Origin of the sequence: Desulfosarcina alkanivorans, from assembly GCF_009688945.1 — a bacterium.
GTDB classification, from domain to species: Bacteria; Desulfobacterota; Desulfobacteria; order Desulfobacterales; family Desulfosarcinaceae; genus Desulfosarcina; species Desulfosarcina alkanivorans.
This window is the reverse complement of sequence record NZ_AP021874.1, coordinates 2,845,489-2,861,274: the sequence shown is the minus strand read 5'-3', so window position 1 is coordinate 2,861,274 and position 15,786 is coordinate 2,845,489. Positions and strand designations below refer to the sequence as shown.

General features: G+C 57.5%; 16 protein-coding genes. 10 read left to right on the top strand and 6 right to left on the bottom strand.

The window, feature by feature from the left end:
- Positions 1 to 21 precede the first annotated feature (21 nt).
- Positions 22 to 1,713, bottom strand: coding sequence for a hypothetical protein (locus DSCA_RS12600; protein WP_155316763.1), 1,692 nt, complete (start codon positions 1,711 to 1,713; stop codon positions 22 to 24).
- Positions 1,714 to 2,158: 445 nt separating this feature from the next.
- Between DSCA_RS12600 and DSCA_RS12595 the strand changes: the two genes are divergently transcribed.
- On the top strand, positions 2,159 to 3,847 hold the full coding sequence (locus DSCA_RS12595) for a methyl-accepting chemotaxis protein (RefSeq protein WP_231716467.1): 1,689 nt from the start codon (positions 2,159 to 2,161) through the stop codon (positions 3,845 to 3,847).
- A 370-nt stretch (positions 3,848 to 4,217) separates the two neighbouring features.
- Here DSCA_RS12595 and DSCA_RS12590 read toward each other — a convergent pair whose 3' ends face one another.
- From DSCA_RS12590 to DSCA_RS12570, 5 genes are read right to left on the bottom strand one after another with little or no spacing between them, the layout of a single operon-like run.
- Positions 4,218 to 4,529 (bottom strand): IscA/HesB family protein, encoded by a 312-nt coding sequence (locus DSCA_RS12590; protein WP_155316762.1) that lies wholly within the window; start codon positions 4,527 to 4,529, stop codon positions 4,218 to 4,220.
- A 55-nt stretch (positions 4,530 to 4,584) separates the two neighbouring features.
- On the bottom strand, positions 4,585 to 5,085 hold the full coding sequence (locus DSCA_RS12585) for a hypothetical protein (RefSeq protein WP_155316761.1): 501 nt from the start codon (positions 5,083 to 5,085) through the stop codon (positions 4,585 to 4,587).
- On the bottom strand, positions 5,082 to 5,531 hold the full coding sequence (locus DSCA_RS12580; protein ID WP_155316760.1) for a hydrogenase iron-sulfur subunit: 450 nt from the start codon (positions 5,529 to 5,531) through the stop codon (positions 5,082 to 5,084). The genes DSCA_RS12585 and DSCA_RS12580 overlap by 4 nt, the downstream gene beginning before the upstream one ends.
- 23 nt (positions 5,532 to 5,554) lie before the next feature.
- On the bottom strand, positions 5,555 to 5,986 hold the full coding sequence (locus DSCA_RS12575; protein WP_155316759.1) for a hydrogenase iron-sulfur subunit: 432 nt from the start codon (positions 5,984 to 5,986) through the stop codon (positions 5,555 to 5,557).
- Positions 5,987 to 5,996: 10 nt separating this feature from the next.
- A complete protein-coding gene (locus DSCA_RS12570; RefSeq protein WP_155316758.1) occupies positions 5,997 to 7,391 on the bottom strand; it encodes a (Fe-S)-binding protein in 1,395 nt (464 codons plus the stop codon).
- A gap of 605 nt (positions 7,392 to 7,996) precedes the next feature.
- On the opposite strand from DSCA_RS12570, the gene DSCA_RS12565 reads away from it, so the two are divergent.
- The 9 genes from DSCA_RS12565 to DSCA_RS12525 all read left to right on the top strand — a co-directional run bounded on the left by DSCA_RS12565 (position 7,997) and on the right by DSCA_RS12525 (position 15,765).
- Positions 7,997 to 8,488: a MauE/DoxX family redox-associated membrane protein gene (locus tag DSCA_RS12565; RefSeq protein WP_167527743.1), complete on the top strand. Its 492-nt coding sequence runs from the start codon at positions 7,997 to 7,999 to the stop codon at positions 8,486 to 8,488.
- A 2-nt stretch (positions 8,489 to 8,490) separates the two neighbouring features.
- Positions 8,491 to 9,027, top strand: coding sequence for a rhodanese-like domain-containing protein (locus DSCA_RS12560; protein ID WP_155316756.1), 537 nt, complete (start codon positions 8,491 to 8,493; stop codon positions 9,025 to 9,027).
- A gap of 166 nt (positions 9,028 to 9,193) precedes the next feature.
- A complete protein-coding gene (locus DSCA_RS12555; protein ID WP_155316755.1) occupies positions 9,194 to 9,760 on the top strand; it encodes a C-GCAxxG-C-C family protein in 567 nt (188 codons plus the stop codon).
- A gap of 31 nt (positions 9,761 to 9,791) precedes the next feature.
- Positions 9,792 to 11,069 carry a double-cubane-cluster-containing anaerobic reductase gene (locus DSCA_RS12550; RefSeq protein WP_155316754.1) on the top strand — a complete coding sequence of 426 codons (1,278 nt, stop codon included), beginning with the start codon at positions 9,792 to 9,794 and terminating at the stop codon, positions 11,067 to 11,069.
- The gene (locus DSCA_RS12545) at positions 11,066 to 11,839 is read left to right on the top strand and encodes an acyl-CoA dehydratase activase (RefSeq protein WP_155316753.1); all 774 of its coding nucleotides are present in this window, start codon (positions 11,066 to 11,068) and stop codon (positions 11,837 to 11,839) included. The genes DSCA_RS12550 and DSCA_RS12545 overlap by 4 nt, the downstream gene beginning before the upstream one ends.
- Positions 11,840 to 11,982: 143 nt before the next feature.
- Complete coding sequence (locus DSCA_RS12540) at positions 11,983 to 13,134, top strand: double-cubane-cluster-containing anaerobic reductase (protein WP_155316752.1); 1,152 nt, start codon at positions 11,983 to 11,985, stop codon at positions 13,132 to 13,134.
- Positions 13,135 to 13,200: 66 nt separating this feature from the next.
- Positions 13,201 to 14,031, top strand: coding sequence for a phosphate ABC transporter substrate-binding protein (locus tag DSCA_RS12535; protein ID WP_155316751.1), 831 nt, complete (start codon positions 13,201 to 13,203; stop codon positions 14,029 to 14,031).
- A complete protein-coding gene (locus DSCA_RS12530; protein ID WP_155316750.1) occupies positions 14,028 to 14,876 on the top strand; it encodes a PstC family ABC transporter permease in 849 nt (282 codons plus the stop codon). The genes DSCA_RS12535 and DSCA_RS12530 overlap by 4 nt, the downstream gene beginning before the upstream one ends.
- 4 nt (positions 14,877 to 14,880) lie before the next feature.
- A complete protein-coding gene (locus DSCA_RS12525; RefSeq protein ID WP_231716466.1) occupies positions 14,881 to 15,765 on the top strand; it encodes a PstA family ABC transporter permease in 885 nt (294 codons plus the stop codon).
- Positions 15,766 to 15,786 lie beyond the last annotated feature (21 nt).

Genomic DNA, 15,786 nt, shown 5'->3' with positions numbered 1-15,786 from the left:
TCCCCCTGAACCGCTTAACACCTAACCGCCCCCCGCACTTTCCGTGAAATCCACCTTCCCGTCGAAGTTAAGATCCTTCGATCGTTCGAGAAGGGCCTCGGCCGTGTCGTAGGTTTCCCACACGTCGGCCCGGCCGTCGCCATTGGTGTCTTCCGCCACGGCGGCCAGCCGGTTTTCGAGATAGTCGTACCAGATGTCGGGGCGGCCATCGGCGTCGCGGTCCTTTTCCGCGCGGACGGCGGTTTCGGATTCATCGTAAATCCAGGCCAGGGCGAACCGGTCGCTGCCATTGGGTTCCTCCTCGCTACGGGTGATCCTGCCCCGGTCGTCGTAGATCTCCTTTAAATCGAAACGGCCGTCGGCGTTCTCGTCGACCCTCTTTTCGCGAAGGACACCGTCCATGTAGCAGTAGCGGCCCTCGGGCTTTCCGTCCAGGTCCGTGTCCAGTTCCATCACCATGGACCAGGGGCGGCGGTCGAACCACTGGGTGGTTTCGAAGCGGCCGTCGAAATCACGGTCCCGGATGAGTTTTTGTCGTACCGCGTCGTGGTAAACGACCTTCAGGTCCACCGTCCCGTCACCGTTGCTGTCCCGCTCCGCCCGCATCAGGACTTGATTCCGATAGTATTCCCAGGCATCCGGCCGGCCCGAAAGATCCGTGTCGCTGGCCACGCGGACCTTTTCTCCCTTTGCATTGAAGAAGATCGTGCTGTCGGCATGGCCGTCCTTGTTCTCATCCTGGGTCTGGGTGTCGATTTTGCCTTTTTTGTAATTGGTGCAGGTTTCCATGAAACCGTCTCCGTCACCATCGTTGACGACCCGCTCGACGATGCCGCTCCGGTAGTTCCGGACGCGGTCGATGCGTCCGCTGAAGCGGGTGTCTTCCTCCATTTTCAACAGCTGGCCGTTTTCGTCGAAGTGGATAAATACGTCGCTGGTGCCGTCGAAATTGGTGTCCTTCTCCTCTTTTTCCGGCTGTCCTTCACGGTAGCGGGTGGTGACGTCGAACCGGCCGTCGAGGTTGGTGTCCCGTTTCTGAAGAATGGGCTGCGTCTTCTGGAAGTGCAGAACGGTGTCGGGAGTGCCGTCGTTGTCCGCATCCTTTTCCTGGCGGACGATTTCGCCGCCGGCATAGTGCCGGGCCGTTTCGAAGGTGCCGTCGGCGTCCAGGTCATGACGGCTGAGTCGGGGTTGGCCCCGGTCGTCGAAAAGAACGATTCTTTCAACCCGTCCGTCGCCATCGCCGTCGGTCGTCTGCTCCACGGGAAGATCGTTGCGGTAAGCCTGCCAGACATTTGCCTGGCCATCCCCATTCGTATCCCGCGTGGATCGGACCAGGCGCCCGGCCACGAATTCATGGCGGGTATCGAGACGACCGTCGGCGGTGGTATCCCGCTCCATCGTCAGGGGGCGCTCCTGGTCGTCAAACCGGATGATCTGCTCCAATTGCCCGGTTTCGGTCGAAAACCGTTCGTGACGGATCCGTTTGTCCTGTTGAAACGTATCCCGTATGTCGATGGTTCCATCGTGGTTCCGGTCTCTTTCAACGGTAACCAGCTTTCCGTCCATGTACACCTGGAATTTGTCGAAACGACTGTCGCCATTGCTGTCGATCTCCAGACGGATCGGGTTTCCCTTTTTATCGACATGGGCGATCTGATCGATCTTTCCGTCTTTGTTCGTGTCGCGTTCCAGAATTCTTTCATGCGCCAACGCCGCTGAGAACCAGAGGAGACAGAAAACAATCGAAAAAATTGAACGCAAGGTTATTTTACGAAATGTCATGATCCATAAATTAAAAAGCCGGGAAGAAAACGGACTCCTGTCCGTGAGCCTTCCTGGCCTGGTTTAATCGTTCAGTCAGCTTGGTGGTGAATCAATGAGGAAAAGGCATTTTCATAATGCCGGTGTGGACCCGGGGTGTGGGCGGGTCCATTATCTATAGGTGGGTCCAGTTCGTTTGTCAAGATGATCGACAGGAAAATGTTGCCTTTATGGGCAATGGGATTCGGCATTGTTCCAGAACCCATGGTGGCGGAAACCAGGATAACCATCGCTGCTGAAAGTCGTGATTTAATATTTCCCTAAACTATTTTCCAACGGGACCGAGGTATTATCAGAAGCGTCTTCTGCCAATCATTAATAGAAGGAGAAGCCGATGGGTTTTGTCAGAAATATGAAGATTCGGGTTAAACTGATGGCCGGTTTCGGCATCATGGTTCTTTTTATGGGGGTTGTCGGATATGCCGGCTTCAGCAGCCTGGGCGGCGTTCAACGGGAGCTGGAAACGATCTTTTCCGTTCAGATGCCCAGCATCGATTTTCTGATCGAAGCCGATCGCGATCTTCAGCAGCTGTTGGTCGCCGAACGATCCATGATCTTTACCGATCCCAACTCCACCATGTTCGAACAGTTCGTTAAAGAGTACGAAACCAGCCTCAGTCAATCCGATACGCGTTGGAATAAATACAAGGCGCTGGCAACAACGGCCAGGGAAAAAGAACTTTTCGAAGTATACGAAACGGCCAGGAAAGCATGGCAAATCGACTCCCGCCAGGTGGTCGAACTTGCCCAAAAGGCCACTGACGAGGCCTCCGGACAGGCCACGGCGTTGACATTGGGGAGCGCCAAGAAACATTTTGAACAGATGCGCGATCAGCTGGACAAGCTGACGGAAATCAATCTCGATCTGGCCCAACGCGCCAGTGAGAGTGCCACGGCTACCTATAAGTCTGCCAAGACGATATTGCTGGTGGCCATCCTGTTCGGCGTTTCGGTCGGTGTCTCGCTGGCCTGGTTTATTTCCCGAATGATTACCCGGCCGGTCAATGCCATGGTCGATGGCCTCAAGGATATCGCCCAGGGTGAGGGGGACCTGACCAAACGCCTGGAAGAGGGCGACAGGGATGAACTGGGGGAACTGGCCGCCTGGTTCAATACCTTCATGGAGAAACTGCAGGGGCTCATGAAGGAAATGGCGCAAAATGCCACATCCCTCGGCACCGCATCCAACACCCTTGCCGAGCTGTCCACGGGCATGTCCGCCAGCGCCGAAGACATGTCCGGAAGATCCGATACCGTCTATTCAGCCGTGGAAGAGATGAGTTCGAACATCAACAATGTTGCCGCCGCCATGGAGCAGTCGAGCACCAATGTCGGCGTCGTGGCCGCTTCGGCTGAGGAAATGAGCTCCACGATCAACGAAATCGCTCAGAATGCGGGAAAAGCCAGGAGCATTTCCGACCGGGCCGTCGACACTGCCACGGGCGCTTCGGAACAGATGGACGCTTTAGGCAATGCCGCCACAGGTGTCGGCAAGGTGGTTGAAACCATAACGGAAATTTCCGAACAGGTGAACCTGCTGGCATTGAACGCCACCATCGAAGCGGCGCGGGCAGGCGACGCCGGGAAAGGGTTTGCCGTGGTGGCCAACGAGATCAAGGAACTGGCCAAGCAGACCTCCGACGCCACGCTGGACATAAAAGGCAAGATCGCCAACATCCAGGAAAGCACGGATGGCGCGGTGTCCGGTATCGATGAGATTTCCAAGGTGATCAAGACGATCAACGACATTGTGGCCACCATTGCATCGGCCGTGGAAGAGCAGTCCGCTGCCACACAGGAAATTGCCAACAATATTGCCCAGGTTTCCAGCGGTGTCCAAGAGGTCAACGAAAACGTCAACCAGAGTTCAAGCGTGGCGGCGCAGATCTCCCGGGATATCGGCACCGTCAACCAGTCCGCCGGGGAAATGGCCGGCAGCAGCGGACAGGTCCAGGTCAGTGCGGAAGATTTGCGCCGGATTGCCCAGACGCTCAATTCCGTGGTCGCCAGTTTCAAGGTGTGATCTTCGTCGGGCCATAGCTCTCAGAATGAAAAGAAGTCTCCGATCCGGACAGGTCGGGGCTTTTTTTATTCGGTCCAGAAAACCGGGTCCTCCGGGCCAGGTCCAGGGCAGCGGGTTATGCCTGCAGGCATTACAAAAGAATCCAGGAGTCAGAATTCAGCATCCAGAAGAAGGTTTCGCCATTGGCTCATTCCTTCGTATATATAACCGCAGGCGCGTAGCGACGTCCTTTCGCTTCTGGCTTCTGACTCCTGAATTCTGACTACTTGTTGCTTGAGTGATAATCAATCAAGCGGCGACCGCCCTTTTCAAGGGAAAAACAAAACCTGGTCCTCCGGGCCCGGATATTTACTTGCGACTGAAAACCGCCTCAAGAGCAGCAGCAACCGGTGGTATCGCAGCCCCGGCATCCGCCGGCAAGTTCAAGGCTGGACGAGATCCTGAACCCCATGTCGGCGTAGTCGATCTGCACCGATTGCGCCTGATCAAGCAGCGTCCGATCCATGATAAACTGGAACCCGCCCGTTTCCACGACCGCATCCGAAGGCTTAGCCTCGTCGAGGGCCATGGCCAGTTGCCGGCCGCCGCATCCCTGGGAGAGAAAAATTCTCACGGGTTTGACCTCCATGGTTTTGAAGTATTCGGCCACCGCCTGGGCGGCGGATCCGGTGACGGTCAGCATGGTCTTATCCTTTCGTAAAGCCGGTTAATCCCCGTATTTCAAGATCCTGTGATTCTCAGGATTCAACCTGTTTGTCCCCCACCAACCCACTGAAGACCCGTCGCAGGTCGCGGTCACTCAGCGGGGGGATCCAGTCTTCATCCGGTTCCATCTCCGGCATCAGGGGTGACGTTTCCGAATCGCTTTTTTTGCGGGCCGTTCGTTTTACCGTGCTGCAGCGCCCGGCAATCCTTTGCAGCGGCAGGTGCTCCCGGTTGTTTTCGATCCAGCGGTCGCATTCATCGTGGGTGCCGACAAACAGCAAATACAGGTCATCGCCCTGCTTCAGGGAGACAAGACGGTACCCGGCGCCCAGATTGTATTTACGGCATCCCTTGATGCGTGCCTCACCATTGCGGGTAAAGGTACACATTTCTTCCGGCGGCAGTTTTCCGCGTTTGACTTCCATGATAATGGCCGCCACCCGATTGGCGGCCAGGCAGGTTCGGCGACTTCCTTTCCTCAGCGTTGCCAGGCATTTTTCCAGTTTTGGATCCAGGTGTATCCGTTCAATCATGATGCAGCCTCCTCAAGGGGGTGGGACGCGGGGTGTTTGACAAAACGGTCGGACGGTCCGAGCATGCGGATATGTTCAGTCACCTCGTTGACCACCCGGATGAATTTGGTGGATTCGGCCGACGAGATCCACGAGAACCGGACCCGGTCCGGTTCGACGCCCATGAAAGTGAGCAGGCGGGTCAACAAGGCGAATTTTCTGCGGGCGTAATAATTGCCAGAGATATAGTGGCAGTCGCCCGGGTGACAGCCCGACACCCAGACCCCGTCGGCACCCTGCATGAGGGCCGCCAGGATGAATTTCGGGCTCATGCGCCCACTGCATGGCAGGCGGATGACACGGATGTTGGCCGGATACTGCATCCGGCCGACGCCGGCCAGATCGGCGGCGGCGTAGGTGCACCAGTTGCAGAAGAAAGCGACGATTACAGGCTCCCAGGCGGACATTTTTACTCCTCCGGCGAATGGACTCAGATGGCAGTCAAGGCTTCGACTACCGGGGTTGGCCCCAACGCCCGGATCTGTTCGGTCATCTGCGTGGCGATTTCGGCGAACCGGGCACCCATGGCGGATGACAGGTTGAACATCTCGACCCGCTCCGGTTCGATGCCGGCCGACACCAGGGCTTTTTTAACGGCCTCGACCTTCTTCCGGGTCTTGAGGTTGCCTTCCACAAAGTGGCATTCGCCTTCCAGGCATCCGGCGACACAGACGCCGTCGGCGCCTTCCTCGATGGCCCTGAGCAGGTGCAGCATGTCCACCCGGCCGCTGCAGGGCAGCTGAATGATTTTCATGTTCGGCGGATAGTTCAGGCGCATGGAGCCGGCCAGGTCGGCTGCGGCATACGCGCAGTATTTGCAGCAGAAAGCGACGATCCGGGGCTCGAAGCGTTCAGGGGCCATGGTGTCCTCCTTATTCAAGCGAAGCGTTTTGAATTTTTCCGGACGCGACAATTGCCCGGGATCTTCTATTTATCCACGAAAGGATCGGTGTCCCCGGTTCCCCGGGCAGCCACACCTCGGCCAGGTCCGGCCCCAGATAGACGCGTTCGGTGTCGGCAAGCACGCCCAGGGAAAGGGCGATCAGGGTCCACAGGTGAATGGTTTTGTAGCCGCCTTCATAATGCTCTTCCAGATCATGAATCTGGGCGTGGCAGTTGTGGCAGGGGGTCACCACATACGTGGCGCCGGTGGCCTTGATCTGATCGAATTTGAGTTTGCCATACTGCCGCCGGGCTTCATTGTAACCGGACTGCAGGTAGCCGCCACCGCCTCCGCAGCAGAAGTTGTTGGACCGGTTGGGGGTCATGTCCACGAAGTTCTCCTCTCCCACACAGGTTTTGACCACGAACCGGAGATCCTCGGCCAGGGGATCGCCGAAGCTTTTGCGCACCTGCTGGCAGGGATCCTGAACGGTGAATTTGATTTTCAGGTCTTTGTTCCAATTGCTTTCGGGCCTGATTTTACCTTCCCGAATCCAGCGGGCGTAATAAGGAACAATCGGGGCGATTTCCAGGCCGGTTTCAATTTTGTGTCGCTGGACACCCATCCATACGGAATAGGTCGAATGCCCGCACTCGGTGTTCAGGTAGACCTTGCACCCTAAGGATTCGGCCTTGCGAACCGTTTTTTCGGTGATGGCTTTCCAGTTTTTATCGTCGGACAGGAACATGCAGTAATTTTCGCCGCCCCAGCCGGTGCTTCCATAGGTCCAGTCCGCCCCAACCAGATGAAGAATTTTCCATAGGGGCACCATCTCTTCGGGTTCGGTGACCGGCTCCCGCGAGTTCTGACTGAGAAAGAAGTGGGAGCCCTCTTTGTCCATGGGGGCCTGCAGGTTTTCCCATCCCGGCTGATCGCCTTGGACTTCCTCGCACACATCCGCCACCACGAAAATGAAATCCTCCGGGGGCGACCCCATGGCGCTGCAACTGTCATTGCGCAAGGCCATGTCGCAGGATCCCAGAATGCCTTTGGGTCTTTTTTCCCGGGGCCAGAGCGTGCGTGCCTCATAAACAAGGGTCGGTATGTTGATTTCCATGGGACAGACATAAACGCAGCGCTGACACAAAGAACACATCCAGACCCAGGGGTGGCCGTTTATTTCGTCGTCCAGTCCCAGGGCTGCCAAACGTAGGAATTTGCGTGGATCCATACCTTCCAGGCCGGTGGCCGGACAACCCGAGGCGCAGGCCCCGCAGGTGAGGCATAGATTCAGATTTCCTCCTGCGGGAAGAATTGCCTTCACTTTATCTATGAAGGTGCTCTTGCGGTTGGACTGGATTTTAATCGCTTTGGCTTCACTCATGTTTATTCCTCTCAAGCATCATTTGGAAGTGGTTTAGACTCGCTCTGCATAAATCCATTGCCATCAGGACATGCGCCAATTTCAAACATCGCCGTGAGCAGGCCTGCGTTTGAGGCGAACCTTATATTAAAGGGGCTCGGCACGGCGCTTCCCTGAATATTACTCGGCTTAAATTACAGAATGTCGCTCAGAAATGCGGTCTTTCAGTCTTGTCCAGTGCATACCAACCCGGGCAGCAAACCTGGGCACTGTCATGTGAAACCGAAAAACCGAAACATGGATGAGACCTTGGGATATGAGGTTAAGAATACCGGTTATCCATGCCTCAATCGCCTGGGAAAATCAAATTTAAAATACCAATGCGATCCTGCTCTCGTATAGAGAATAACAGTTTGATTAATTTATAATCTCAATCTATTCAATCAGGCTGATATCAGTGATGGCCTCTCAGGTACCATCGGCGGGGAGCCGGAGCCGATTCACGCCATGGGACAGACGGTTCTTAGCTGGGATCGGCAAAGATCGAACCGCTTGCCCCATTCGTTTCTAAAACAGATAGTTTGATTATGTATGCCGACACTCATAGCATGCCTGTGCTGGCCTGGATGTATCGATTCTTTCGCTGGATTCTCGGCTGCATTTTCATTTACTCCGGTACGACCAAACTCCTGGCTCCGAAAACGTTTGCCGTGTTGATCGAGGCATACGGGCTGGTTCCTGACGGGCTGATCATGCCCGTGGCCATGATCCTGCCGGTCATGGAGGTCGTTGCCGGTGCCGGCCTGATGGTCGACATCCGGGGCAGCCTGACCGTGATTGCCGGTCTGCTGGTGTTGTTCATCACCATTCTGGGGTACGGCATCTTAATGGGGCTGGATGTGGATTGCGGCTGTTTCGGGCCGGAAGATCCCGAAGCCGAGGCATTCCACGGGCTCAGGGCAGCCCTTTATCGCGATATGCTCATGATGGCGGCCGTCGGTTTCCTCTATGGATGGCGCCGATATTGTGATGTCAGGCCCCGGACGATCAGGCGGTTGGTCAATGGCCGATTCGCGAAAATAAACATCATGCCAACGTTAAAAAATGAGGAGAGTTGAGAATGCGTATGGGAAAATGGGTGCTGAAACTGACAATGGTCGGGGTCCTTGTTTTTGGCCTGACCGATCCTGCGATGGCGTTGCTCGGCAACAAATTCGAAAAAGAAGTCGAAAAGGAGATCGGGGCGGTCAAGCTCGTCAGAGAAGTACAGCGCGGCGACTATGATCTGGTGACCACCGAAGAGCTCAGGCAATGGATGGACAGCGGAAAAGATATGGTGATCGTCGACACCATGCCCTACGAAGCCAGTTACAAAAAGAATCACGTGCCCGGTGCCCTTCAGTTTCTGTTTCCCATCCCGGACATGAATGCCTGGGACACGAAGGAGACCGACGGCAAGACCCGGGAGGATTTCATCCGCATGCTGGGAAGCGATAAAGACAAGACCGTCGTTATTTACTGCGGTTTCGTCAAGTGTACCCGAAGCCACAACGGTGCAGCATGGGCAGTCAAGCTGGGCTACAGGAACGTCTACCGCTATTCGGGTGGCGTTTTTGCCTGGAAGGGGGCTAAGTACCCGCTGGAAAAAGTCGAATAGACAACTGGAAACGGCATCTCGGGGTCCAGATCTGCGTTCTCGCTTTTTGGAAATCCTCGACGTAGCGCAGCTACGCCTGTGGTTTCCAAAAAGCTGCGGCCTTGATCTGAACCCCAAGCTACCATTTCCGGGCTGACACGCACTTCATAAATGAGTGAAAATTTGCATGAATGATCAGAGAGAAAAATCAGAGCCCGATGCCGACGCCCTGATTGCAAGTATCCGGGAGCGCGCCCGCAATTTATATGAGACCCGGCAGATGCTGTGCACGGAGTCGGTGGTTGCGGCGATGAACCACGGCCTGCACGGCGGATTGACCGATGCGCAGGCCATGGCGATGGCCGCCCCGTTTTCAGTGGCCCTGGGGGAGAGCGGCTGCCTGTGCGGGGCGCTCAGCGGAGCCGTGATGGCGGCCGGGCTGCTCCTGGGAAACGCGCATCCCTATCGGCGGCGCCGGGATATGCGTGACAGCGCCCGCCAGTTGCACGATGCGTTTAAAAGCGCCAACGGCGCCACCTGCTGCCGGGTGTTGTCCAGAACGGTCAGGCATGACAACAAGGCCCATTTCCGGCAGTGTGCCGATTTGACGGCCCAGGCAGCCGAGATGGCGGCCAGGCTGGTCCTGCAAGAACGGCCAGAACTGGTGGACCGGGCGGACAACGCGTTTCTCGGCCGACGGCAATCTGTCTTCAGTGGCGCGCTGTTGCGCCTGGCGCGCCTGTTTTCAACCTGAATCGGTTTTTAAAGACAATGAGGAGTAACTCATGAGTGAAGACTATCGTTCGATGTGGACCGAATTGGGCCTCGACCTTGAGGCTCACGACGCGCTTTTAGGTGTTCTGGGGCAAGCGTATCAGGACATTTATCTGGCACAGAAAGATCGCCCCGAAGGGATGGGCTATTTCGATTTCGTGATGAGCGAAGTCCACGGACTGCGCATCAAGGAACTGCTCGACGAGAAAACGGCCGGCCGGAAGATTGTGGGCAGCTACTGCGTGTTCGTCCCCGAGGAAATCGTCCTGGCGGCCAATGCCACCCTGGTCGGTCTGTGTTCAGGGGCTGATTTCGCCACCGAGGATGTGGAGAGGCTGCTGCCGCGCAACACCTGCGCCCTGATCAAATCCGCTTTCGGCTTCAAGCTCGGCAAGGTCTGTCCCTACCTGGAGAGCGCCGACATGATCGTCGGCGAGAACACCTGCGACGGAAAGAAGAAGGCCTACGAATCGTTGGCCGGCCTGGTCGACAATCTCTATGTCATGGACCTGCCCCAGGTGAAGCACGAAAACGGCCGGGCACTTCTCAAGGCGGAATACAATCGTTTCAAGGACGCCATGGAAAGCCTTACCGGCGTTTCAATTACGGCTGATTCCCTGAAGCAGGCGATCCGGACGGTCAATGCCAAACGTGCAGCCCTCCATCGGCTGTCCGCGCTGCGCAAGGCCGATCCGGCGCCGATTTCCGGTCTGGACGCCCTGCTGGCCAACCAGGTGTTCTTTTACGACAATCCAACCCGGTTTACCGATTCGGTGAACAAGATCTGCGATGAACTGGAAAAGCGGATCGAGGCCGAACAAGGCGTTTTCCCTGAAAAGACCCCTCGGGTTCTTGTTGCCGGTTGTCCACAGGCGGTACCCAACTGGAAACTGCCCATGATCGTCGAAACCACCGGCGCGGTGATCGTCGGCGAGGAATCCTGCGTAGGGGAACGCGGCACCCGCAACCTGACCGATGAATCCGGGGAAACCGTGGAAGCGATGCTCGATGCCATCGTCGATCGTTACTTCAAGGTAGACTGTGCCATCTTCACCCCCAACCCGGATCGCCTCGACCACATCCAGCAGATGGTTGCCGATTACCGGGCCGACGGCGTGATTCATTATGGCTTGCAGTTCTGCCAGCCGTACCTGATGGAGTCCATCCCGGTGGAAAAAGCGCTGGAGGAGGCCCAGATCCCCTGCCTGCGCCTCGAAACCGATTACAGCATGGAGGATGTCGGCCAGTTGAAGACGCGGGTGGAGGCTTTTGTGGAACTATTGAAATGAGTAAACGTTCTGCAGGCATCGACATCGGGTCGCGCACCATCGAACTGGTGGTGGTCGGCCAAGACGGGGAAATTGTCGAGAGTGTCCAGGCCGACACCGGATTCGACCCCATGGCCGAAGCCAAAAAAATGATAGAAGGCGTGGCTTTCGATCACATCGTGGCCACCGGCTACGGTCGCAACCTTTTCGAGACCTCCTTCGATGCGTCGACGGTTACCGAGATCAAGGCCCACGCCCGCGGAGCGCGGGCCTTGTTCCCCGAGATCCTGGCGGTGATTGATATCGGCGGGCAGGACAGCAAGGCCATTGCGCTGTTCGACACCGGCAAGGTCAAAAAATTCGAGATGAACGACCGCTGCGCCGCCGGCACCGGAAAGTTCCTGGAAATCATGGCCAAAACCCTGGGCTTTACGATCGAGGAATTCGGGCAGGCGGCCCTGGAGGCCCGGAACGGGCTGAGTATTTCCAGCATGTGCACGGTCTTCGCCGAATCGGAAGTCACCTCCCTGATTGCCAAAGGAGAAAGCCCGCGGGAGATCGCCAAAGGACTGCATACCAGCGTCATCCGCCGGGTTGCCGGCATGGTCAACCGGGTCTCGTCCCAGGGCGATATCGCCTTTACCGGCGGTGTGGCCCAAAACCCGTGTATGTGTGCCCTGCTGGAGGCCAATCTGGGCCGCAGGATCCGCATTCCCGACGATCCCCAACGGGTCGGTGCGCTGGGTGCGGCCTTGTTGGCCCGAGACCAGTTACCTGCGGATACGCCATGAAGCGAAGCAAAAGGGTCCTGATCGTCTGTCACTGCATCCTGAACGCCAATTATGGGCCGATACGGCGGATGAGAGGAAAAACATCCGCCTGGCGCCATAGGTAAAAAACGGTCCTGCTTCACATGGAAATGGAGACAAACGCCATGGATATCACTCCCCTAATGGATGACGGCTATGCCGGCGAGCCCGCCAAGCGGGTGCTGAACTACACGCAGCGTCGCAAGAAAAACGGCGATCCGGTGGTCGGCATTTATTGCGGTTATGCGCCCATTGAGCTGATCCAGGCCATGGGCATCGTTCCAGCGGTGTTGTGCGCCTTTTCCAAGGTGCCCATTCCCGCTGCTGAAACAGTGCTGCCATCCAATTTGTGCCCGCTGATCAAATCGAGCTACGGCTTCATTATCGAAGGCACTTGCCCTTTTTATGCCATGTCGGAAGCCGTCATCGCCGAAACCACCTGTGACGGCAAGAAGAAGATGTTCGAGCTTATCGCCGATATCAAACCCACCCATGTCATGGATCTGCCCCAGGTTCCCGATGAAGTTGAAGCTCGTCGCAACTGGAAGCGGATGATTCTGAAACTGCAAGTCTTTCTCGAAACGCGTTTCGGCCGGAAAGCGGACGAGGAGACGATCGAGGCGTCGATCCAGGCGGCCAACCGGAAGAACGCGCTGATGCGCAAAATATTCGATTATGCGGCGCTGTCGCCGCCCGTGCTTCACTGGAAGGAGATGTACGATGTTGGGTTTTTAGCCATTGCCGCCACAGGACAGGAGATGGCCCCGGTGCTGGAACCTTTGCTGGACATACTGGAAAGACGTGCGCGGGAGGGGCTCCATTTCGGCAAACCGGGCGCGCCACGGGTGTTGGTCACCGGCTGTCCGGTGGGCGGCGATGCCACGAAAATCTTCAAGGTGATCGAAGCGGCCGGCGGCATGGTGGTGGCACCCGATGCATGTACCGGCATGAAAGCGTTCATGGGCGTTTTTGAAGAAAAAAGCGGTGACCCCATCGACGCCATGGCGTATCGTTACCTGAAGATTCCCTGTGCCTGCATGACGCCCAACCAGCGGCGATTGGAGGATCTGTCGGACATGATCACTCGCTTCAAGCCGGATGCGGTAGTCGACTTCGTATTGCAGGCCTGCCATTCCTACAGCGTCGAATCCTATAAGATCGTCCGGCACGTAGAGGCGGTGCACGGATTGCCCTTTTTGAAAGTCGAAACCGATTACGCCGACAGCGACACCGGGCAACTCAGAACACGCATCGATGCGCTTTTAGAAAGTATTTAAGGCGAAACGGATGGGCGACGGATCCATGGGTAAAGTGCAAAACAACATATAAGGAGTTAAAAGACGATGGCAAAAAAATGGTTTCGATTGGCGATTGTTTTTCTTGGGCTTTCTTTCATGGCGTCTCCCTGCCTCGCCGGGGCCCTGGACGCGTTTAACGGACAACAGGGAACGATCCGGATCGCCGGCGGCACGGCCCATATCCCGGTCATGCAGGAAGTGGCCAAACGGATCATGACCTACAACACGGATATCGTCATCACCATCGCGGGCGGCGGTTCCGGTGTGGGCATCAAGCAGGTGGGCGAAGGACTCGTGGACATCGGCAACTCGGGACGCAAACCCACCCCGGAAGAGATCGACCGTTACGGGCTTTCCATGTTCAAATGGGCCATTGACGGCGTCGGCGCCGTGGTCAACCCGGAGAACGCCGTCCGATCCCTGACCCAGGAGCAATTGAAGGCCGTATACGCCGGCAAGGTGGACAACTGGGCCGCCCTGGGCGGCGCCGATCATTCAATCACGTTGTACACGCGCGACGAAGCCAGCGGAACCCGCGCCGTTTTCTGGAAAAAAGCACTGGAAAAGGGGGACATCTACAGCAGAGCCCTGTTCATTCCCTCCAATGGGGCCATGAAAACCGCCGTCGCCAGCGATCCCTATGCCATCGGCTATGTTTCCGTGGGCCACATGGACGCGAGCGTCGCCCCGGTCGCCATGGACGGTGTGGTGCCGACGATCGAAACCGTCAAAAGCGATCAATACCGGGTCTCACGCGGACTCTACAGCAACACCAGGGGCGAACCCACGGGGTTGACCCGCCTGTTCATCGACTATCTGTTTGCCCCGGAAGGGCAGCAGATCGCTGCTGCCAAGGGGTTTATTCCGGTGAAATGAGCGATCTCGGGGAAAAAGCCGCCGAGCGGATATTCATGCTGTGTGCCGCGGCCAGCGCGCTCATGACCTCGTCGGTGCTTTTTTTCATGATCGTCCTGGGCCGGCCCGTTTTCAGGGAGGTATCTATTCTTGCCGTATTCTCCACCCCCTGGTCTCCTCACCAGGGGGGGTACGGCATCGGTTCCATGGTTTCGGGCACCCTCTGGATCGCCTTTTCGGCCGCCGTGATCGCCCTGCCCATGTCACTGGGCACGGCCTTCGTCATCACGAGCCTGGGCGGGCCGGACCTGCGCCGCTGGTTATGGGCCCTGGTCCGCTTCATGACCGGCATCCCCACCGTGATTTACGGTTTTGTCGGCATCTTCCTGCTGGTCCCCCTGGTTCGCAATGGACTGGGCGGGCCGGGGATGAGCGTGGCTGCGGCCGCGTTCATGCTGGCCGTCATGATCAGCCCCACCATGATCCTCTTCTTCTCGGACAGCCTGCTGGCGGTCGACCCGGCGTACTGCCAGGCGGCCAAAGCCCTCGGTGCCACCCGGGTGCAGCGGCTGCTGTACGTCATGCTGCCCAAGGCCCTCGGGGGAATGACATCGGGGTTCATCCTCGCCCTGGGACGCGCCCTGGGGGATACGCTCATCGCCCTGATGCTGGCCGGCAACGCCGTCGCCGCACCCGAAAGCCTCCTGGACCCGGCCCGCACGCTGACCGCACACATCGCCCTGGTCAAGGCCGCTGATTACGACAGCCTCGAATTCCGGTCCATTTTCGCCTGCGGCATCATCCTTTACCTGTTTACCGCCGCCGCCGTCGCCTGCGTGCGGCTGCTCAATCGACAAGGACGGTGACGCCGTGATCCGGAATATTGCCGAAAGAGCGGTTCTCGTGCTTTCCTGGACCCTGACCGCCATGCTGTGTGCGGTGGTCCTGGTGTTTGTGGGCTATCTGCTGATCAACTCGCTTCCCGGCCTTGGCATGGAGCTCATCTTCGGCGCGGTACCGCCCCTGGATGCCCTGTTGGGTCGCGCACGGGTCTTTGACGGGATTTTTGCCGCCCTTGCCGGCACCCTTCTTCTTGTGGCAGGGTCGACCGCCCTTGCCGTACCCACCGGCGTGGCCGCGGGCATCTATCTGGCCGAATACGCAAGTCCATCCATCAAACGGCTTTTCGGCTTTTTCTTCGATTTACTGGCCGGCATTCCGTCCATTGTCATCGGCCTGTTCGGTTTCAGCGTCGCCATTTTTCTGCACCAGCGTTTTTCCGGCAGGATCGGCCCCTGCCTGCTCATCAGTGCGATGTCCCTGGCGTTTCTGGTCCTGCCCTACGTCATCCGCAGCACCCAGGTGGCCCTGGAAAACGTGCCGGCAACCATCCGCAAAACCGCTCCCGCCCTGGGGGCCACCAGACTCCAGAACATCGTTCACGTACTGGTTCCGCGCGCTTTGGCCGGCATTGTCTCGGGCATTATGCTCGCCATCGGCCGATGCGCCGAGGACACCGCCGTGATCATGCTGACCGGTGTGGTCGCCACCGCCGGCGTGCCGCGTTCCCCCTTGTCTTCATTCGAGGCGCTGCCGTTTTACATTTACTATATCTCCAGCCAATACACCGACCCTGCCGAACTCTCCCGAGGGTATGGCGCCTGCCTCATTCTGATGGCAACCTGCGCCCTGCTCTTCATGCTGGCCTACTCGATCCAGCGAAGCCTCACCTATCGGTCACTTTTCCGACTGTAGATCGCGATGAATTGTGCTATA

Coding starts and splice junctions, on each gene's coding strand:
- DSCA_RS12530 (WP_155316750.1), top strand. CDS start 14,028: ATGAGCGATCTCGGGGAAAAAGCCGCCGAGCGGATATTCATGCTGTGT.
- DSCA_RS12585 (WP_155316761.1), bottom strand. CDS start 5,085: ATGATTGAACGGATACACCTGGATCCAAAACTGGAAAAATGCCTGGCA.
- DSCA_RS12575 (WP_155316759.1), bottom strand. CDS start 5,986: ATGGCCCCTGAACGCTTCGAGCCCCGGATCGTCGCTTTCTGCTGCAAA.
- DSCA_RS12550 (WP_155316754.1), top strand. CDS start 9,792: ATGAGTGAAGACTATCGTTCGATGTGGACCGAATTGGGCCTCGACCTT.
- DSCA_RS12560 (WP_155316756.1), top strand. CDS start 8,491: ATGCGTATGGGAAAATGGGTGCTGAAACTGACAATGGTCGGGGTCCTT.
- DSCA_RS12540 (WP_155316752.1), top strand. CDS start 11,983: ATGGATATCACTCCCCTAATGGATGACGGCTATGCCGGCGAGCCCGCC.
- DSCA_RS12580 (WP_155316760.1), bottom strand. CDS start 5,531: ATGTCCGCCTGGGAGCCTGTAATCGTCGCTTTCTTCTGCAACTGGTGC.
- DSCA_RS12570 (WP_155316758.1), bottom strand. CDS start 7,391: ATGAGTGAAGCCAAAGCGATTAAAATCCAGTCCAACCGCAAGAGCACC.
- DSCA_RS12595 (WP_231716467.1), top strand. CDS start 2,159: ATGGGTTTTGTCAGAAATATGAAGATTCGGGTTAAACTGATGGCCGGT.
- DSCA_RS12555 (WP_155316755.1), top strand. CDS start 9,194: ATGAATGATCAGAGAGAAAAATCAGAGCCCGATGCCGACGCCCTGATT.
- DSCA_RS12535 (WP_155316751.1), top strand. CDS start 13,201: ATGGCAAAAAAATGGTTTCGATTGGCGATTGTTTTTCTTGGGCTTTCT.
- DSCA_RS12590 (WP_155316762.1), bottom strand. CDS start 4,529: ATGCTGACCGTCACCGGATCCGCCGCCCAGGCGGTGGCCGAATACTTC.
- DSCA_RS12545 (WP_155316753.1), top strand. CDS start 11,066: ATGAGTAAACGTTCTGCAGGCATCGACATCGGGTCGCGCACCATCGAA.
- DSCA_RS12565 (WP_167527743.1), top strand. CDS start 7,997: ATGTATCGATTCTTTCGCTGGATTCTCGGCTGCATTTTCATTTACTCC.